The 19,262-nt window shown below is 66.3% G+C and carries 17 protein-coding genes; 10 read left to right on the top strand and 7 right to left on the bottom strand.

All coding sequences use genetic code 11. The features are described from left to right. Window positions 1-11: 11 nt before the first annotated feature. Entirely contained in the window at window positions 12-971 is a 960-nt protein-coding gene (locus tag CQ039_RS05295; protein WP_233190335.1) for a DMT family transporter, read from the bottom strand. Beyond that, complete coding sequence (locus tag CQ039_RS05290; protein WP_105564948.1) at window positions 968-2,107, bottom strand: anhydro-N-acetylmuramic acid kinase; 1,140 nt, start codon at window positions 2,105-2,107, stop codon at window positions 968-970. Before CQ039_RS05290 ends, CQ039_RS05295 begins: the two co-directional genes overlap by 4 nt. Window positions 2,108-2,290: 183 nt before the next feature. Between CQ039_RS05290 and tyrS the strand changes: the two genes are divergently transcribed. The 3 genes from tyrS to CQ039_RS05275 all read left to right on the top strand — a co-directional run bounded on the left by tyrS (window position 2,291) and on the right by CQ039_RS05275 (window position 4,833). After that, window positions 2,291-3,547 (top strand): tyrosine--tRNA ligase, encoded by a 1,257-nt coding sequence (gene tyrS / locus CQ039_RS05285; RefSeq protein WP_105564949.1) that lies wholly within the window; start codon window positions 2,291-2,293, stop codon window positions 3,545-3,547. A 140-nt stretch (window positions 3,548-3,687) separates the two neighbouring features. After that, the gene (locus CQ039_RS05280) at window positions 3,688-4,155 is read left to right on the top strand and encodes a peroxiredoxin (protein WP_105563364.1); all 468 of its coding nucleotides are present in this window, start codon (window positions 3,688-3,690) and stop codon (window positions 4,153-4,155) included. A gap of 114 nt (window positions 4,156-4,269) precedes the next feature. After that, window positions 4,270-4,833, top strand: a complete 564-nt coding sequence (locus CQ039_RS05275; RefSeq protein ID WP_105563365.1) for a polymer-forming cytoskeletal protein — start codon at window positions 4,270-4,272, stop codon at window positions 4,831-4,833. 52 nt (window positions 4,834-4,885) lie between these two features. Here CQ039_RS05275 and prfB read toward each other — a convergent pair. The 4 genes from prfB to dapA all read right to left on the bottom strand — a co-directional run bounded on the left by prfB (window position 4,886) and on the right by dapA (window position 9,978). Continuing rightward, window positions 4,886-6,002, bottom strand: a protein-coding gene (gene prfB, locus CQ039_RS05270; RefSeq protein ID WP_105563366.1) for a peptide chain release factor 2 whose coding sequence is annotated in 2 segments (ribosomal slippage) — window positions 4,886-5,932 and window positions 5,934-6,002 — 1,116 coding nt in all. Because the reading frame shifts where the segments join, the coding sequence is not laid out codon by codon here. A 130-nt stretch (window positions 6,003-6,132) separates the two neighbouring features. Continuing rightward, complete coding sequence (locus CQ039_RS05265; protein ID WP_105563367.1) at window positions 6,133-8,523, bottom strand: penicillin-binding protein 1A; 2,391 nt, start codon at window positions 8,521-8,523, stop codon at window positions 6,133-6,135. Between the two features lie 103 nt (window positions 8,524-8,626). After that, on the bottom strand, window positions 8,627-9,094 hold the full coding sequence (gene smpB, locus CQ039_RS05260; RefSeq protein ID WP_105563368.1) for an SsrA-binding protein SmpB: 468 nt from the start codon (window positions 9,092-9,094) through the stop codon (window positions 8,627-8,629). Beyond that, a complete protein-coding gene (gene dapA, locus CQ039_RS05255; protein ID WP_105563369.1) occupies window positions 9,094-9,978 on the bottom strand; it encodes a 4-hydroxy-tetrahydrodipicolinate synthase in 885 nt (294 codons plus the stop codon). The genes smpB and dapA overlap by 1 nt, the downstream gene beginning before the upstream one ends. Before the next feature lie 118 nt (window positions 9,979-10,096). Between dapA and CQ039_RS05250 the strand changes: the two genes are divergently transcribed. From CQ039_RS05250 to CQ039_RS05220, 7 genes are all read left to right on the top strand, one after another. Next, on the top strand, window positions 10,097-12,127 hold the full coding sequence (locus CQ039_RS05250) for a lytic transglycosylase domain-containing protein (protein ID WP_233190208.1): 2,031 nt from the start codon (window positions 10,097-10,099) through the stop codon (window positions 12,125-12,127). A gap of 110 nt (window positions 12,128-12,237) precedes the next feature. After that, window positions 12,238-12,861 (top strand): hypothetical protein, encoded by a 624-nt coding sequence (locus CQ039_RS05245; protein WP_105563371.1) that lies wholly within the window; start codon window positions 12,238-12,240, stop codon window positions 12,859-12,861. Then, window positions 12,858-14,084 carry a DUF4350 domain-containing protein gene (locus CQ039_RS05240; protein WP_233190209.1) on the top strand — a complete coding sequence of 409 codons (1,227 nt, stop codon included), beginning with the start codon at window positions 12,858-12,860 and terminating at the stop codon, window positions 14,082-14,084. The genes CQ039_RS05245 and CQ039_RS05240 overlap by 4 nt, the downstream gene beginning before the upstream one ends. Further along, on the top strand, window positions 14,071-15,027 hold the full coding sequence (locus tag CQ039_RS05235) for a MoxR family ATPase (protein ID WP_105563372.1): 957 nt from the start codon (window positions 14,071-14,073) through the stop codon (window positions 15,025-15,027). Before CQ039_RS05240 ends, CQ039_RS05235 begins: the two co-directional genes overlap by 14 nt. Next, window positions 15,024-16,340 carry a DUF58 domain-containing protein gene (locus tag CQ039_RS05230; protein ID WP_105563373.1) on the top strand — a complete coding sequence of 439 codons (1,317 nt, stop codon included), beginning with the start codon at window positions 15,024-15,026 and terminating at the stop codon, window positions 16,338-16,340. Before CQ039_RS05235 ends, CQ039_RS05230 begins: the two co-directional genes overlap by 4 nt. Beyond that, window positions 16,337-17,350, top strand: a complete 1,014-nt coding sequence (locus tag CQ039_RS05225) for a stage II sporulation protein M (RefSeq protein WP_233190210.1) — start codon at window positions 16,337-16,339, stop codon at window positions 17,348-17,350. Before CQ039_RS05230 ends, CQ039_RS05225 begins: the two co-directional genes overlap by 4 nt. Continuing rightward, complete coding sequence (locus CQ039_RS05220; RefSeq protein WP_105563374.1) at window positions 17,340-18,221, top strand: RDD family protein; 882 nt, start codon at window positions 17,340-17,342, stop codon at window positions 18,219-18,221. Before CQ039_RS05225 ends, CQ039_RS05220 begins: the two co-directional genes overlap by 11 nt. An 11-nt stretch (window positions 18,222-18,232) precedes the next feature. On the opposite strand, the gene CQ039_RS05215 is transcribed toward CQ039_RS05220, so the two are convergent. Beyond that, window positions 18,233-19,204, bottom strand: a complete 972-nt coding sequence (locus tag CQ039_RS05215; protein WP_105563375.1) for a hypothetical protein — start codon at window positions 19,202-19,204, stop codon at window positions 18,233-18,235. Between the last annotated feature and the right edge of the window lie 58 nt (window positions 19,205-19,262).

Raw genomic sequence — 19,262 nt, 5'->3', positions numbered from 1 at the left:
ACGTCGTTCGACTAGTGCTCGCCCTCTGCCGCCGCGAGCGCCGCCGGGCGGTGGGCGCGCACGCACCAGACGACGCTGACGACCATCAGGATCATGGCCGCGATCTCGATCACGGTCGGCCCTCGGCCTTCCCACAGGAAGCCGTAGAGGAAGGCGAACAGGGTCTCGGACACGATCATCTGGCCTAGCATGGTCAGGGGCAGCAGACGGCTGGCCTGGTTCCAGAAGGCGTTGCCGATGATGGAGGCGAAGACGGCCACGCCAATGCTGACACCCAGGAACCGCACCCAGGCCTCGCCAGACCAGACGCCCAGGGTCAGGACCGCCGGGACCGCCAGCAGCAGGGCGAACCCGCCCGTCACGACGCCCGTCAGCAGCGACCAGTCATGCGGCGACACATCGGGCAGCCGCCCCATCCAGCGGCTGTTGCCCACCGCAAAAGCCGACCATGACAGCAGGGCCGCCAGGGCGCAGGCCAGACCAATCAGGGTCTGAACCCTGTCATGACCCGCATTGCAGGTCTGGCTCAGGGATTCCCAACCGATCAGGCCGACCGCCAGGGCCGCCACGAGGATCGGCGGCGCCACGCGCGTCAGCGGCGGCGAGTCCTTGTCCTTCAGCCCCCACAGGGCGACCACGACCGGCACCATGCCAACGATCAGGGCCGAGGCCCCGACGCCCGCAAAATGGACGCTGGCCACCAGAAAGACGAAATAGACGATGTTCCCGGCCAGGCTCAGCCAGGCCAAGGCCCGCCACGCCTTCCAGTCCAGCGCCGCCGTCACCCGCCGCCAGCGCGGTGCGATCAACAGGGCCGCTATCAAACCATAGGCAAGGTAGCGCCCCGCCGTCAGCATCATCGGCGAGGCCTCGGGCGCGACCTTGGGCGCCAGGAAGACCAGCCCCCACAGGGCGCCCGCCGCCATGCCGCTGGCGACGCCCCAGAAGCGCTGGGACTGCTTCAGGCTCACTGTTCGCCGGGCTCCACGATACGCCCGCCCGTCATGGGCTCGGGCACGCCCGTCGTGCCGGGGAAGCTGATCGGCAGGCCCAGCAGGCAGCGCGCCGCCAGGAAGGCGAAGGCCTCGGCCTCGATGCTATCGCCGCGCCACCCCTCGCCCTCGGCCGTCGTCACCGGCACGCCCGCGCGCTCGCGGATCGCCGCCAACAGGACCGGATTATGCCGTCCGCCGCCGCAGGCCACGACCTTGGTCGGCTTCTCCGAGCAACGCGCCACGCCCAGGGCCGCCGCCTCGGCGGCAAAGGCCGTCAACGTCGCCGCCGCGTCTTCCAGCGACAGGCCCGCCACCGGGTCCAGCGAGAAATCGAACCGGTCCAGCGACTTCGGCCCCGTCGCGGCGAAATAGGGATGGGCCAGATAGCCAGCCAGCACCGCCTGATCGACCGTCCCCGCCGCCGCCAGACGACCACCTTCGTCCATGCGCTTCTTGCCGCGCGACTGAACCAGCAGGTCGACCATGCCGTTGGCCGGGCCGGTGTCGAAGGCCTCCAGCCCACCGTCGGCGCGGATCAAGGTGATGTTTCCCACCCCGCCCAGGTTCAGCACGGCGACCGGCCCGCTCAGGCCCGCCTTCTTCACCAGGGCCGCGTGATAGACCGGGGCAAGCGGCGCCCCCTGCCCGCCCGCCGCCACGTCGGCGCTACGGAAATCATAGGCCGTGCGCACGCCCAGGCCCTCGGCCACGCTCAGAGCGTCGATCAACTGCACCGTGCGGCCCGGCAGTTCCGGCGTCGGCGCCTCGTGCAGCACCGTCTGGCCATGCACCCCGACCAGATCCAATGCGCTGGACTTCACGCCGTTGACCGCCATGAAGCTGAGCGCCGCCGCCAGATGGGCGTCGGCCACCGCCATGCGGGCGTCCTCGAAGCTGTCGGGCTCTTCCTCATCACGCTCCCAGTCCAGGGCGTCCTCGATGGCGTCCTCGACGATGGCGCGGGTTTCGGCGTCCAGCTTCATTTCGCCCGCCGGGCCGAAGCTGATGATGTTTTCGCCGTCGGTTTCGATCACCGCCATGTCCACGGCGTCGAGCGAGGTGCCGGTCATGAAGCCGAGCACGCGAAGGGTCTTTGTCGAGGAGGTCGTCATGGCGGGTTGACTGCCACGTCACGCACGCCGTAGCTAGCGCCCATGATCGCCGCCCGCGCCATTTCCGGCCTGTATTACCGTTCGCTGAGCTAGCGAGCGGCCGCGATCTCGTGCCGCCTTCGCTGGCGGCGCGACTTCCCGACAAGGAAGACGGCCGCCGGCATCCCTGCTACGGAGCCGTCCATGACCGACCAAGCCTTCAAGTCCGACTTCCTCAAGACCCTGCAATCGCGCGGCTATATCCACCAGGTGACCCACCCGGTGGAGTTGGACGACGCCGCCTCGAACGGGATCGTGACGGCCTACATCGGCTTCGACGCCACGGCGCCCAGCCTGCACGTCGGCAGCCTGATCCAGATCATGATGCTGCGCCGCCTGCAGCAGGCCGGGCACAAGCCCGTCGTCCTGATGGGCGGCGGCACCACCAAGGTCGGCGACCCGACCGGCAAGGACGCCTCGCGCCCGCAGCTGACCGACGAAACGATCCAGGCCAACATCGCCTCGATCAAGACCGTGTTCGAGAAGTTCCTGACCTTCGGCGACGGTCCGTCCGACGCCGTCATGGTCGACAACAACGACTGGCTGTCCAAGTTCGGCTACGTCGAGTTCCTGCGCGACTACGGCACGCATTTCACCATCAACCGGATGCTGAGCTTCGACTCGGTCAAGCTGCGCCTCGAGCGAGAGCAGCCGATGACCTTCCTCGAGTTCAACTACATGCTGATGCAGTCGGTGGACTTCCTGGAGCTGAACCGTTCGCTGAACGTGACGCTGCAGATGGGCGGCTCGGATCAGTGGGGCAACATCACCTCGGGCGTCGATCTGGTCCGCCGCGTGGACCAGAAGGCCTCCTTCGGCCTGACCACGCCGCTGCTAACCACGGCCTCGGGCGGCAAGATGGGCAAGACGGCGCAAGGCGCGGTCTGGCTGAACGCCGAGCAGCTCAGCCCCTATGACTACTGGCAGTTCTGGCGCAACGCCGAGGACGCCGACGTCGGCCGCTTCATGCGCCTGTTCACCGACCTGCCGCTGGATCAGATCGCGCTTTACGAAGCCATGGAAGGCGCCGGCATCAACGAGGCCAAGAAGGCTCTGGCAGACGCGGCCACCTCGATGCTGCACGGCTCGGAGGCGGCCCAAACAGCCCGCGCCGCCGCCGAGGCCGCCTTCGAGAAGGGCCAGCTTTCGGCCGATCTGCCGACCGTCGAACTGCCGAAGGATGAGGTGATCGGCGCCATGATCGCCGCCGTCGTGACCAAGGCTGGCCTGACCACGTCCAACGGCGAGGCGCGCCGCCTGGCCCAGGGCGGTGGTCTGCGTCTGAACGACGAAGCCATCGCCGACGGCGCCCGTCTGATCGAGGACGCCGACGTCAACGCCGACGGCGTGCTGAAGCTGGCAGCGGGCAAGAAGAAGATCGTGCTGGTGCGTCCCATCTAAACCCCGCTCATCCCGGCGGACGCCGGGATCCAGTGCTTTGGCTTCAAATGCAGCAGTTGGTTTTGCTGCCATCACTCAACCGGCGTCGCCGGGGCTCTCACTGGGTCCCGGCGTCCGCCGGGATGAGCGGAGAGATTGAGATGACCGACATCACCGAAGGCCAGGCCGCCCCCGCGTTCGATCTCGCCACCGACGGCGACGGCCGCGTCACGCTGGATGCGCTGAAGGGCAAGTCGTTCGTCCTCTACTTCTACCCCAAGGCCGATACCCCCGGCTGCACGACGGAAGGGTTGGACTTCTCGGCCCTGGCCGATCCGTTCGCTGCGGCGAACACCGTCGTCATCGGCGTCTCCCGCGACGCGGTGAAGAAGCTGGACCGCTTCAAGGCCAAGCACGACCTCAAGGTCATCCTCGGCTCGGACGAGGACGGCGTGGTCTGCGAGGCCTACGGCACTTGGATCATGAAGAAGCTCTACGGCCGGGAATATATGGGTGTCGAACGCGCCACCTTCCTGATCGACGGCACGGGCGTGGTGCGCCGCGTGTGGCGCAGCGTCAAGGTCAAGGGCCACGCCGAACAGGTGCTGGAAGCGGCCCAATCACTTTGATCCGCCGAATGCTCTGAGGCCAAGCTTGCCTCCATCGCCGACCTGCCCCTAACTGCCGCCCAAGGGGCAACAGTAGGATTAGGCCGGCCTTGCTGGCGAGATGCGGAGAGCACCATGTTCAACAAGAGCAAACCCTTCGACAACGGCCCGTCCAGCGGCATGGGCATTCCCCCTGCGCCGGAACCGACGCCCGCCGCCACGCCTTCGGTCACGCCTGCTGCACCGCGTGCGCCTGAGCCCTCGCGCCCGGCGGCGAGCTCGCGTTCGTCCAGCCTGTCGACCCTGTCGGCCGGGGTAAAATACGAGGGCAATATCTCGGGCGCGGGCGAACTTCAGGTCGATGGCTCGCTGAAGGGCGACATCCGCGTGGTGCGCGTCACCATCGGTGAAGGCGGCTCAGTAGAGGGCACCGTCCACGCCGACGTCCTGGATGTGCGCGGCCGCGTCTCGGGCGCCATCGTCGCCAAACAGGTCAAGCTGTTCGCCACAGCTCGCATCGAGGGCGACATCACCCAGGAGCAGTTGTCGATCGAACAGGGCGCCTGGTTCCAGGGCCGCTGCACCCAGGCCAAGCGCGACACGCCCGGCGCCAATATGCTGGATACGCCGGCTACGGCTGAAAAGCCCGCCGCCGCCAACGCCAAGACCGACAAGGTCGAGGCCAAGCCCGCCGCCTGAATCCGCCGATCGGACAAATGAAAAGGGGCGGCCCTGCTGGGCCGCCCCTTTTTTAGTTCCCGTCGCGGGTTTCTCCGACCCGGGCCGCCAGGGCTGCGCCCATGAACCTGTCCAGGTCGCCGTCCAGAACCCCTTGCGTGTCCGAGGTCTCAACCTCGGTGCGCAGGTCCTTGACCATCTGATACGGCTGCAGGACATAGGATCGGATCTGGTGACCCCATCCGATGTCGGTCTTGGCGTCAGCCAGGGCCTGAGCCGCCGCCTCACGCTTCTGCAGTTCCAGTTCGTACAGTCGGGCGCGCAGCATCTTCCACGCCATGTCGCGGTTCTGGTGCTGCGAACGACCAGCCTGACAGGCCACGACCGTGTTGGTCGGAACGTGGGTCAGACGCACGGCCGAGTCCGTCTTGTTGATGTGCTGACCGCCCGCGCCCGAAGCGCGATAGGTGTCGGTGCGCACATCCGACGGGTTGATATCGATCTCGATCGTATCGTCCACGACGGGCGACACCCCAATGGAGGCGAAGCTGGTGTGGCGCTTGGCCGCCGCATCATACGGGCTGATGCGGACCAGCCGGTGCACGCCCGATTCCGACTTCAGCCAGCCATAGGCGTTCGGTCCCTCGATCAGGATTGTGGCCGACTTGACCCCCGCCTGCTCGCCCTCTTCGTGGGCCTCGATCGTGACCTCATAGCCGTGGGCCTTGGCCCACCGCGAGTACATACGCAGCAACATGCCGGCCCAGTCGTTGGACTCGGTGCCGCCAGCGCCGGAGTTCACTTCCAGATAGGCGTCGTTGCCGTCAGCCTCGCCGGACAGCAGAGCTTCAAGCTCGGCGCGGGCGGCGCGATCCTTGACGCCGCGCAGCTGTTCTCGGGCCTCCTCAAGGGTGGCTTCGTCGCCCTCCTCGTCGGCCATTTCAGCCAGCATGACGCCATCTTCCAGATCGGTTTCCAGCGCACGAACGCTATTGATCTGACCTTCCAGGCGCGAGCGATCGCGGCTGACGGCCTGGGCCTGTTCAGGATTGTCCCAAAGGGTCGGATCTTCGACCCGAGCGTTCAGCTCATCCAGTTTTCGAAGCGAGACATCCCAGTCAAAGACGCCTCCTGAGCAGAGCGACGCTCTGCTCGATGTCGGCCTTCATGGCCTCGACATCCGGTCTCATCGCAAACTCCTGCGAAACAAACGCCCTCCCTCAAGCAGAGCCGCACCGCGTGCGGACCGATAGGGAAAGCAACGAAAATAAACGGCGCGCCTGCGAACAGGCGCGCCGGTTGATGGGTCTAACTAGAGCCTCAGTAGAGTCCGCTCAAGTCCTCGGCCGGTTCCTTCTTGGGCGGCGGCGGTGCAACGGGCGCCGGCGCGGCGCTGGACGGCGCTGGTCCCTTGGCGGCCTCCTGCTCGCGGCGGACCACGTCGTAGTAGTTCTGCGGCCCTTCCGGCTGGACAGGGCGCGGCGCTTCTTCGCGGATCTGGCGCTCGGTGCCGGGTCGGAAGGCCTCCTCGATACCGTTGACCGTGCGGAAGACAGCGTTCTTGGGTCGGACGAAGGGTCGTGCCGGACGTTCCTTCAGCGCGACCTGCATGAAGTCGGTGAAGATCGGCACGGCGGTCGCTGCCCCGGCCTCACCGCCGCCCAGCGAACGGTTGTCGTCAAAGCCGACGAAGACACCGACCACGATGTCGCTGGAGAAGCCGACGAACCAGGCCGAGCGGTATTCATTGGTCGTGCCAGTCTTGCCCCCCACCCACCGGCCCAGGCTACGCGCGCCTGCGCCGGTGCCGCGCTGGATCACGCCTTCCAGCATGGAGCTGATCTGATAGGCGGTGATCGGATCGATGACCTGGGTCCCGCGGTCCTGCAGACGCGGCGATTCCTGACCGCTGAAGCCCCGGCCGCAATCGCGGCACTGGCGACGGTCGGCGCGGTGGATGGTCTGGCCGTTTCGATCCTGAACCATCTCGATCAGATAGGGGTCGACGCGACGGCCGCCGTTGACGAAGGCCGCATAGGCAGCGGTCAAGCGATAGGGCGTCGTCTCCCCTGCCCCCAAGGATACGGACAGGTTGGGCTGCATATCATCAGCCACGCCCATCTTCTTGGACAGTTCAACGATGTTCTTCATGCCCACGGCCTGCGCCAGGCGGACGGTCATGACGTTGCGCGACAGCTCCAGCCCCCGTCGCAAGCTCTGAGGTCCGTAGTACTGACGGCTGTAGTTCTCAGGCGTCCAGCGGCCGCCATTGGCGCCGCCGGCAAAGCTGATCGGCGCGTCCAGCACGATGCTTGTCGGGTTGAAGTCGCCCTCAAGCGCCGCCGCATAGACGAAGGGCTTGTAAGCAGAACCGGGCTGGCGTTCGGCTTGGGTTGCTCGGTTGAAGCTGGACAGGGCGTAGGAATAGCCGCCGACCATTGCCAGGACACGGCCCGACTGGGGTTCGATGGCCACCAGGGCTCCGTTCACGGCTGGGACCTGTTTCAGCGCAAACTGGCCGCCTTGCGGCTCGACAAAGACCAGGTCGCCGCGCTTCAACTGGCGATTGGCGTTGGCCCAGGCGGCGTCGGAGACGATCAGCGAGCCCGTGCGGTTGTCCCGAGCCGTGCGAACGCGGACGTTGTTGCCGACGACGCTTTCGACGGCGGCGGCCTGCCAGGTACGGCGTTCGGGCGGGGTGTTCTTCTTGAGCGCGTCGGCCTGCCAGCCTTCAGCGAAGTCAGTCGTGCCCCAGGCGCCGCGCCAGCCGTGACGGCGGTCATAGCGTTCCAGCCCGTTCATCAGCGCGTCGCGGGCCGCGGACTGCAGTTTGGGGTCCAACGTGGTGCGCATGTAGTAGCCGCCGCGGTTGACCTCTTCCTGACCGAACAGGCCAATGGCGCGACGCCGCGCCTCTTCGACGAAGAAGTCAGCATCGGCGTATTCTGCCCGACGCGGGGCCGCGCGGGTGTTCAGCGGGCGCGCCAGAGCCGTCGCCAACTCTTCTTGCGTCAGCCACTTGTTGTCGGCCATCTCGCCCAGCACCCAGTCGCGACGCCCCTTGGCGGCCGCGGGGTGACGCTTGGGATTATAGTTGTTCGGTCCCTTGGGCAGGGCCGCCAGGAAGGCCGCCTCGTCCGGCGTCAGCTGGTTCAGCGACTTGCCGAAATAGTTGTAGGCCGCCGAAGCCACGCCATAGGAGCGATAACCCAGGTAGATCTCGTTCAGATACAGCTCAAGGATCTGTTCCTTAGTCAGAGTCGCTTCCAGGCGGCTGGAAAGGATGGCCTCTTTCAGCTTGCGGTTCAGACTGGATTCGTTGGTCAGCAGGACGTTCTTGGCTACCTGCTGAGTGATGGTCGAACCGCCCTCAAGGCGCCGCCCCGACACAACATTGAACACGTTCTTGAACATGGCCCGGCCGATGCCGGACACGTCGATGCCGCCGTGCTGGAAGAAGTGGCTGTCTTCGGCGGCCAGGAAAGCGTGGATCACCTGGTCCGGCACCTGGTCATAGGTGACGTAGATGCGCCGCTCGTCCGAGAACTCACCGATCAGGGTGCCGTCGCCGGCGAAGACGCGCGTGGCCGTCGCCGGGCGATAGTCCGCCAGCTCCGACGCATCCGGCATGTCGTGCAGGACCCAGGCCGCATAGATGGCCACGACCAGCCCGGCCACGGCAATGCCGCCCAGCAAGGCGACGCCCGCCATAACGAACCAGCGTTCGGCTATCTTCACCGTGAACTCCGCAAGACGCGCCCCAGGAATTGTCGTTTATCGCGCGTCGCCCGCGCCGCAAAGCGGAACCGCAAACTCAGCCCTTGTCGCGCAGCAGGCGAGCCTTGTCGCGCTGCCAGTCGCGTTCAGCCGAGGCCTCGCGCTTGTCGTGCAGCTTCTTGCCCTTGGCCAGCGCGATCTCGAGCTTGGCCTTGCCCTTTTCGTTCAGGTAGAGGCGCACAGGAATGATGGTCCGCCCGTCGCGCTGAACAGCGCCGATCAGCTTGTCGATCTGCTTGCGGTGCAACAGCAGCTTCCGGTGACGGCGCGGCTCGTGGTTGAAGCGGTTGGCCTGCTTGTAGGGCGGAATGTCCGAGTTGATCAGGACGATCTCGCGCCCCTCCACCGCCGCATAGCTCTCGGCGATATTGGCCCGACCGTCGCGCAGCGCCTTGATCTCGGTCCCCAGCAACTGGATCCCGGCCTCGATATAGTCCTCGAGGAAATAGTCGAAGCGCGCGCGCCGGTTCTCGGCGATCACCTTCTTGGGCGCATCGGCGGCCATCAGATGACCCCGGCTTCCGCCATGGCTTGATCTATGGCGGGTTTCACGGCGTCGCGGGTCAGGGACAGAGGCAGACGGACTTCCTCGCTGCACAGGCCGAGCCTGGCCAGGGCGTATTTGGCCGGTGACGGCGAGTTATCGAGGAACAGCGCCTTGTGCAGGCCGATCAGACGATCCTGCAAGGTCCGCGCTGTAGCGAAATCACCCGCGGCGACCGCGTCATACATGGCGACCATGGCTTCCGGCGCGACGTTGGAGGTGACCGAAATCACGCCCACGCCTCCGGTGGCGGCATAGCCCAGCCAGGTGGCGTCATCGCCGCTGATCAGGTCGAACGGGCCGTTGATATGGCTCCGCATCCAGCTCACTCGCGAGATGTCGCTGGTGGCGTCCTTGATGCCGACGATGTTCGGATTGTCCGCCAGATGCGCGACCGCCTCGTTCGACAGATCGACGCCGCATCGGCTCGGCACGTTGTAGAGCAGCATGGGAATCTGCACGGCGTCGGAGATCGCTTCGAAGTGGGCGATCATCCCTTCCTGCGAAGGCTTGTTGTAATAGGGCGTCACCACCAGGGTCGCGTCGGCGCCGACCTCCTTGGCGAAGGCCGACAGCTCGATGGCCTCATGCGTGGCGTTCGATCCCGCGCCGGCGATCACGCTTACGCGGCCCGCCGCGATGTTCACGCACTGCTCGATGACGCGTTTGTGCTCGTCCATCCTCAGGGTGGCGCTTTCCCCCGTCGTGCCGACCGGCACCACGCCATGGACGCCTGCGGCGATCTGGCGTTCCAGGAGTTTTTCGAATGCCCCTTCGTCCACGTTTCCGTCACGAAGAGGTGTGATCAAGGCGGTGATCACGCCCTTGAACAAGGGGGCGGTCATTGAAACAAGTTACCTGCGCGGTGTTTCGGGCGGCATGGGCCGTCCTTTTGAAGAGGCAGGGAGCGTAGGTTGCTCGCCGCTCGGCCGCAACCAGTGATGAATGAGGATCGGACATCTGATGATCGCGACGACCGTGGCCGCCGCCCTGGCGATTCTGACTCCGCCGACCCAGGACGTGTTGACCAGCACGCCTGTGGGCTATTCCTCCAGTCAGAATGGCGTCATCAGCGGCCAGGACATGGCCCTGTTCCAGCAAGGTCTGGCCTCGGCTCGCGCTCGCGATGTGATCGGCACGCAATCGGTGATGACGCGCATTTCCGATCCCACGGCCAGGAAGCTGGTCGAATGGGCCCTGGTCGATACCTCGGACAAGCAACTTTCCTACGCCGATCTCGCCCGCGCCCAATCGGACCTGGCCAACTGGCCCCGTAGTGATTCGCGTCGTGCGGCGGGCGAGCGCGCCCTGGGTCTGGCCAATGCGTCACCCGACACCGTCGTCGCCTTCTTCAACGGCTCGGCCCCCACGACTGCCGACGGCGCGATCGCCCTGGCCGGCGCGCTCGAACAAAAGGGCCAGCGCGACGAGGCTCAAGCCCTAATCCGCGACTGGTGGCGCACCCGTTCGTTCGAGGAAGCCCAGCAATCCGTCATCGCCAACCGCTGGGGCGGATGGCTCAACACTGACGATCACGCCACGCGCCTGAACATGCTGCTGCTCGGCCCGCACGGCCCGGCGACCCGCGCCATGGTCTATATGGTCCCGACCGACCGTCAGGCCGTCGCCAACGCCGCCATGGCCCTGCGCACCGCCTATTCGCCGGACGCCATCGTGGCCGGCCTGTCGCCCGCCGTCGCCAATGACCCGGCCGTGGTCCTGGAACGCGTCCGCCTGCTGCGCTCGGCCGGTCGCCAGTCCGAGGCCTTCCCCCTGCTGTCCGCCCTGCCCGCCGCGCCCTCGCACAAGGAGGGCCAGGACACGCTGTGGAGCGAACGCCGCAACTACTTCCTCGACGCCCTGCAACAGGGCAACCCCCGCGCCGCCTACGCCGCCATGAACGGCCATGGCTTCCCCTCGGGCGAGCGCAAGGTGGACGCCGAGTTCTTCGCCGGCTGGGTCGCCCTGACCAAGCTGAACGACCCGGCCGCCGCCGCACAGCATTTCGAGGTCCTGCGCAACAGCTCCTCGACCCCGATCACCCAGGGCCGCGCCCTCTACTGGCTGGGCCGCGCCGCCGAGGCGCGCGGCGACCGGCAGAACGCACAGGCCTATTATCAGGCGGGCGCCGAACACTGGCAGACCTTCTACGGCCAACTCGCCGCCGAGAAAGCCGGGATCACGACCCTGACCCTGCCCGGCGAGCCCGCCCCGACACCCGAGGACGTCAACAGATTCGAAGGCAATGAGGTCGTCCGCGCCACCCGCATCCTGGGCGCGGCCGGCGAAAAGACCCTGATGCGGGTCTTCGCCTACCACCTCGACGACACCCTGCCCTCGCCCTACGACCTGACCCAGTTGTTCGACCTGATGCAGGGCTATGGCGACCAGTTCGGCTCCATGATGGTTGGCCGCGCCGCCAGCCAGCGCGGCTTCGTCATGCCCGAGCGCATGTATCCGGTCCGCATGCCGCCCCAGACCTCGGGCGCCGCCCCCCTGGAATTCACCCTGGCCATCACGCGTCAGGAATCCAGCTTCGACCCCCTGGCCCGCTCGCACGCCGATGCGCGCGGCATGATGCAGCTTCTGCCCGCCACGGGTCAGGGCGTGGCCCGCCGCATGGGCATCGGGTACTCGGCTGAACAGCTGTGGGACCCCGACGCCAACATGCGTCTGGGCAGCTATCACCTCGGCGAACTGATCAACAACTTCGGCGGTTCGCCGCTTCTGGCCACGGTCGGCTACAACGCTGGTCCGGCCCGCCCGCCGCAATGGGTGGCCCGCTGTGGCGACCCGCGCAGCCAACAGGTCGATCCCATTGACTTCATCGAGTGCGCCCCCTTCACCGAGACGCGCAACTACATGATGCGGGTGATGGAAAACATGCAGGTCTATCGCGCCCGCCTGAACGGCGGCTCGGCCCCGCTGACGCCCTCGGCCGACTTGGCCCGCGGCACCCCGCCCAACAGCGGCCCGCGCGCCTATCAGCCGTAGCCGCGCCAGCATCGTCCCTTAGCCTTGACCGCAATGGGGTGAAAAACCGCCGTTGACTCAAGGCCTGTGGCCAGTATGCCTTGGCTGTTCGAGGAGGGGCGGCTTTTTAGATGCAGGGTAGAGATCCGGCGGCCGACCAGGCTCTGGCGCAAGCGCATGATCGACTGCTGAAAGACGATTCTCTTCAGTTTGATCGCATCGGTTTCGATCCACCCCCGCCGCCGGAGTGGTTTCGCTGGCTCGGAGATCTACTGCAGGCGATAGGGCCTGCCCTGAAATGGGTGTTCTGGATCGGACTGGCGCTTCTGGCGGGTTTGATCCTGTACGCCATCGTACGCGAGATTTTGCGTCTGCGCGCGCCACGCGCCAAACTGACCGCTCCGCCATCCATCCCCGACGAATGGCGGCCGAACGCTCAGGCGGCTCGAGATCTTCTGACGGAAGCCGACGCCCTGGCCGGTCGGGGCCTATACGCCGAGGCGGCCCACCTGCTGTTGCTGCGCAGCGTTCAGGACATCGAAAAGCGCCAGCCCCGCGCCGTCCGCGTCTCCCTGACGACACGCGAGATCGCTGCGCTGAAAGCCGTGCCCGACGCGGCGCGCCCCGCCTTCGCCCTGATCGGGGCCGTGGTCGAGCGCAGCCTGTTCGGTGGCGACGCCATTGGCGCGCCCGACTTCGCTGATTGCCGCCGGGCCTACGAAGCCTTCGCTCTGCCCGAAGGCTGGCGCGCGTGAGCCGCTCGGCGAAGGCCACTGGCGGAGCCTTTTCGCCCGCCGTCATGATCGTCGCCGTCCTGGTCGGGGTGGTCTGCTTTGCAGGCTTGGGGCTGCTCTCGGCCTATGCGCCGGAACTGAAGTCAGGAAACAACGGCGGCGAACATGCGCTGTCGCGCGCCGCCACGGGCTACGGAGCCCTGCCCAATCTTCTGCGTAATCTCGGCGTGCCGGTAGTGATGAACCGCGGCGTTCTGACCGAGAAAGCGAGCGACAGTCTTCTGGTGCTCACCCCCAATCCCGACACCCAACCCGAAGAGATTGAGGATATACGACATGACGGCGCCATCCTGATTGTCCTACCCAAATGGCAAGCTATTCCTGATGCCAAGCATCCGGGCTGGGTGCGGACAATCGGCGCCCTGCCGCCTGACGCAACGCTCGCCCCCCTTCCCGATGCCCTGCGCGAGAACTCAGAACTGATCGCACGCAAGGGACCAGCCACGGTCGCCCTGCGCCGCCCTTCCGGCACGCCCTTCGGCGCCGCGATCAAGGTTGAAGGCCTGCGCACCCTGTCCGGCCCACATTGGATTCCGGTCGTGGTCGATGACCAAAATCATCCGGTGCTGGTCATGCACAAGGAACTTCGCACCTATGTTCTGGCCGATCCGGACCTGATCAACACCCAGGGTTTGAAGACCCTGGCGGGCGCCAGGACGGGGGTTGCGCTAATTGACATCGCGCGGGCGCAGCCCTCGCCTGTGATCTTCGACCTCACCCTTCATGGCTTGAAGCGAAGCCGCAACCTGCTGCGCCTGATGCTGGAGCCCCCGCTGCTGGGCATGACCCTGGTCCTCGCAGCCTTGGCGGCGTTTGTCGGCTTCCAGGCGATCATCCGATTTGGTCCGGCCCAAGAAACTGGCCGCATCATAGCCCTGGGCAAGCGCGGCCTGGCTGACAACACGGCCGGTCTGGTGCGACTGGCACGGCGCGAGCATCATATGGCCGCGCCTTACGCGCTTCTGGTCCGCGCCGCAGTGGCGCGCGCGATCGGCGCGCCTCGACACCTGAGCGACGCATCGCTGGTCGCCTTCCTTGATCGGGTCGGACGAACCAACGGCGCCGCCGACACCTACTCAAGCCTGGCCGAACAGGCTCGGGCGGCCAAGACTGCCGGCGACCTGATGCGGGTCGCGGGCGCCCTATACCGATGGAACCAGGAGCTGACCCGTGGACGTCAATGAGGTGAAAACGATCGCCGAGCGCATCCGCGCCGAGATCGCCAAGGCCGTCGTGGGCCAGGACAGCGCCGTGGACCTGTTGCTGACGGCTCTGTTCGCTGGCGGCCACGTTCTGCTGGAGGGGCCGCCGGGAACCGCCAAGACCCTGTTGGCTCAGAGCTTCGCCCAGGCGGTCGGCCTGGATTACGGCCGGATCCAGTTCACGCCCGACCTGATGCCCGGCGACATCATCGGCTCCAACCTGTTCAACTTCCAGACGTCCAGCTTCACCCTGACGCATGGACCGATCTTCTGCGAGTTGCTGCTGGCTGATGAGATCAACCGGACCCCGCCGAAGACCCAAGCGGCTCTGCTGGAAGCCATGCAGGAACGCCAGATCACTATCGACGGTCAGGCCCATGCGCTGAACCCCCGCTTCACCGTCGTCGCGACTCAGAACCCGATCGAGCAACAGGGCACCTATCCCCTGCCCGAAGCTCAGTTGGATCGCTTCTTGTTCAAGCACGTCCTGGACTATCCGACGCTCGAGCAGGAACAGGCCATCATCGCCGCCCACGGCGCCCGCACCGGCCAGATGGACCCTGTCGCCCTCGGCGTTGCGGTTGTGGCCGAAAGTGCGGCGATCAACGCCGCCGTGGACACCGTCGCGAACGTGCGGCTGACCGAAGAGGTGGTCGCCTATGTCGCCGGCCTGGTCCGCGCAACGCGGGATTCGGCGGATGTCGAGACCGGGGCCTCGCCTCGTGCAGGGGCCATGCTGGCCGTCGCCGCCCGCGCCCGCGCAGCGCTGGACGGCCGCGACTACGTCATTCCGGACGATGTGAAGGCGCTGGCGATTCCGGCTCTGCGCCACCGCCTTGTGCTGTCACCGGCTGCCGAGATCGAGGGCAGACGGGTTGAACAGGTGCTGGCCGGTCTGGTGGATCAGGTGGCGGCCCCCCGGTGATCTATCCCAGCCGACGCGCGGTGATCGTCATGGCGGCAGGCGCGCCTGTGGCCCTGCTGGTGGGCGTTCTGACCCCCGCCGGATGGCTGGCGGGTCCGGTCTGGATCGCCGGATTGATGCTGCTCGTCGCCCTGGACGCCCTCTTGGCGGGATCGCGCGCCGGACTGTTATTGGACGAACCTGAACCCGTGCGAGCAGCCGTCGGACGTCCCGGCCTTGCAGGACTGGCGATCCGTTTCTCGCCCTCTGGACGTGCCCCGCGTCAGGTGGAGGCGGCCCTGTCGGGAGAGGGGCGACTGGGTCTCGACCACGCCCCGCGTCGTGCCGAGGTCGTGGAAAAAAGCGCCGTCCTCGCCTTCCCCTTCACGCCTACGCGCAGAGGCGCCGCCAGCCTGGACGCGCTATGGGTCCGTTGGCGAGGGCCGATGGGACTGGCCTGGAAACAGAAGGTATTCAGCCTAAGCCTGCCCGCACCCGTGCTGACCGACCTGCAATGGGTGCGTGATGAGGCCGTGCGCCTGTTCGCGCGAGACGCAGAGTTCGGGACCAAGACCCAACTCGAAATCGGAGAAGGCTCTGAGTTTCAGGCCCTGCGCGACTATCAGCCGGGCATGGATCGTCGCGCCATCGACTGGAAGCAGTCAGCCCGGCACTCGGCACTGATGGCCAAGGAGTTCCGCACCGAGCGCAACCACAACGTCATCATGGCTCTGGACTGCGGTCGTGCTGCCTGCGAGCCGGTCGGGGGCATGCCGCGCATAGACCGCTTCATCCACGCCGGCCTGTTGCTGTCCTATGCCTGCCTGCGTGGCGGCGACCGGGCGGGTCTCTTCGCCTTTGACTCCCGTCCCCGCATCTCGACCGGCGCCCTGGGCGGCGTGGATGCCTTCCGCACCTTGCAAGCCGTGGCGGGGCGGATCGACTACTCTGCGCATGAGACCAACTACACCCTCGCTCTGGCCACCCTGTCGGGCCAACTTCGGCGTCGCTCCTTGATCGTCGTCTTCACCGACTTCACCGATCCGACCGCAGCTGAGCTGATGCTGGAAGCCCTGTCTCCGATGCTGAAGCGCCACCTTGCCCTCTTCGTCGTCCTGCGCGACGACGAATTGGAGGGTCTGGCGGCCGCCGCACCTGAATCACCCGAAGACGTCGCCAGAGCCGTCGTGGCTGGGACGCTGCTACGCGAGCGCGAGACCGTCCTTGGGCGACTGCGCCGCATGGGCGCCCACATCGTCGACGCCCCGGCAGACCGCATCGGGCCCGAAGTCGTCAACGCCTATCTGGACCTGAAGCGGAGGGATCTGCTGTGACCGAGACCCGACCGTCCGGCCTGTTGAAAAGCCAGCGCTTCCGTCAGGCCCGCGAGGACGACTGGCGTCGTCTGGAACGGTTGATGGACAAGGCCGAAAAGGGCTCCGCCGCCAAACTGACCGACGCCGAAATCCTGGCGGTTCCGGTGCTGTACCGCTCGACCCTTTCGGCTCTTTCGGTAGCGCGCGAAACCTCGCTGGACCAGGGTCTGATCGACTATCTGGAGACCCTTGCCGCCCGCGCCTACTTCTTTGTCTATGGTTCACGGGCGACCCTGCAGGACCGTCTTACGTCCTTCTTCCGTCACGACTGGCCCAGGGCCGTTCAGGGCATATGGCGCGAGACCCTAGTCGCGGCGGCTTTGATGGCGCTGGGCGCGGTCGTCGCTGGCTGGCTGGTGATACATGAGCCCGAGTGGTTCTACGCCTTTGTGCCCAGCGATCTGGGCGGTGGTCGCGATCCGGCCGCTTCGACGGCGTCGCTGCGCGCCACGTTGGACGGCACGGAAGACGCGGACGGCCTGTCGGTCTTCGCGGCCTTCCTGTTCACCCATAACGCCCAGGTCGCCCTGCTGGCCTTCGCGTTAGGGTTCGCCCTTTGCCTGCCGACTGCCCTTCTGGTTCTCTACAATGGCGCCACTCTCGGGGCCTTCTTCGCCCTGTTCGCCAGTAGAGGTCTAGGCGTCGAGCTGGGCGGTTGGCTTTTGATCCACGGCGTGACTGAGCTGTTCGCTGTGATCCTGGCCGGCGCCGCTGGTTTGCGCATCGGCTGGTCCATCGCCTTCCCAGGCCAGAAGCGGCGCCTGGACGCCGCCGTCGAGGCCGGACGAACGGCAGGGACCGTCATGGGCGGGGTTGTGGTCATGCTGTTGCTGGCCGGCTTGCTGGAAGGCTTCGGTCGACAGTTGATCGTCGACACAGGCGCCCGCTACGCCGTGGCGGCGACGACCGCCGTGGTGTGGGGCCTCTACTTCTATGCCCGCCGTCGCGAGGCCGCTCATGTCCGCTGAGCCCATCCGCCCTCGCTCGACTGAACGCGCCTTCATCACGCCGGAAGGGGTCGATCTGCGCCTGAATATCGGCGATGCGGGTCAACGGGCCGCCGCCTTCATGCTGGACGCGGCCATCATCGTCGCCGTCCTGGTCGTTTTCACCCTGGTCGTCATCTTCACCGGCATCGGAGCGATCGGCGCGGCGGGCCGGGCCGGCGCTGAGATGATCGCCGTGCTCTGGCTGGTCGTCTTCTTCCTGCTGCGGAACTTCTATTTCACGGCGTTCGAGCTATCGGCCGCCGCCGCCACGCCGGGCAAGCGGATCATGGGCCTGCGCGTCGCCTCACGCGACGGCGGGCGGCTGAGGGCCGAATCCGTCTTCGCCCGCAACGCCATGCGCGAGTTGGAGGTCTTCCTGCCCCTGTCGGTGCTGTTCGCCCGCGCCAGCGAGGGCGGCGTGGACAGCTGGATGTATCTCCTAGCCTTCGTCTGGGCGGGAATTTTCGTCTTCTTCCCCCTGTTCAACAAGGACCGGCTGCGCCTTGGCGATCTGGTCGGCGGCACCTGGGTCGTACGGACGCCACGCCGCAAGCTGACCCGCGACATGGCGGACGACGGCGCGCCACGTCGAACCGCCTACGACTTCACTCCGGCCCAGATCGACGCCTATGGCGCCAAGGAACTACATGTTCTTGAATCGGTCCTGCGCCAAGGCGACCGCAAAACCAAACGCGCCGTGGCTGACCGTATCGCGACCAAGATCGGCTGGACCCGTGATCCGATCCAAAGCGACAGTGACTTCCTCAGCGCCTATTACGCCGCCTTGCGCGGCCGTCTCGAGGAAAAGCTGCTGATGGGTGTCAGACGCCGCGACAAGCACGACGTCTGATCGCTGCCGGATCAGTCGAAGATCGAGGCCAGATCCTCGGGGCCAGCGCCTTCCTTGGCAGTGCGCAACTCGTAGTAGAGCGACGCCACGCCCGCCGAGGCCACGACGCCGGACAGGACATTGACAATTGGCGTGGTGATCAGGTTGAGGCCGAGATTGGGACTGGCGTCAAAGCTGCCGCCAAGCGCCAGGTTCAATCCGCCAATCGCCCCGCCGACAATCCAGCTCAGAACCAGATAGATCACCAGAAGGCCGAAAACCGGCCAGCGATAACCCCGCGTCAGATCGCGACTGCGTTGCAACCCCTCCATGATGCCGCGCTTCTCGACCACGACGGCCGGAGCCGCCACGGACCACAGCACCGTGAGCATCACGCCGGGCACGATCAGAAGGAAATAGCCTAGCATCATTCCCAAACCCGCCACGATTCCCAGGCCCAACAGAGGCAGGAACATCTGAATGCCGACGCCGAGCGCGCTGTCGAACGAAGTGGACTTGCCGTTGAAACCATTGACGGCCGCCTTCACCACGACGCCCTGCAGAATATAGAGGCCGACGAGGTAGAGCACCGTTCCAAAGGCTACGAACAGGAAAGATGAGCCGGACGCGGTTGTCAGCAAGTCCCCCTGCCCAAAGGCTGCGAGCACACTGGGTACGCCGACCAGCAGGGCCGCCGCGCCAAAGAAGACCACCGCATTTTGACTGATGCTCGTAAAAGTCCTCTGGATCACACGACCCAGATCGAACTGCCCGCGCCGAACGGCTGTAGAGTTCGTGTCCCTATCCGGCGCCACAGGACGCATAACAAAGATTTCCTTCGCCTGTCGGTCCTCGCCCGCGACGAAATCGACCCGCTGCCCCGGCTCCAACGGCGATGACGAAGATTGAACGTCCACGCCGGCGAAGCGATAGCGAGCGCCGTCGTCTCCGACGATCGCTCCCTCGTCCGTTTCCCTGTCAAACGACAGCACCTGTCCGCGCATGGGCCCCTCCTTGCTCGCATCGTGGCCGCAAACCCTAGAGTCGTCAGCCGCCGTTCGC

It is taken from the genome of Brevundimonas sp. MYb52 (assembly GCF_002979535.1).
Taxonomy (GTDB): Bacteria; Pseudomonadota; Alphaproteobacteria; order Caulobacterales; family Caulobacteraceae; genus Brevundimonas.
This window is presented reverse-complemented; position numbering and strand designations above follow the sequence as displayed.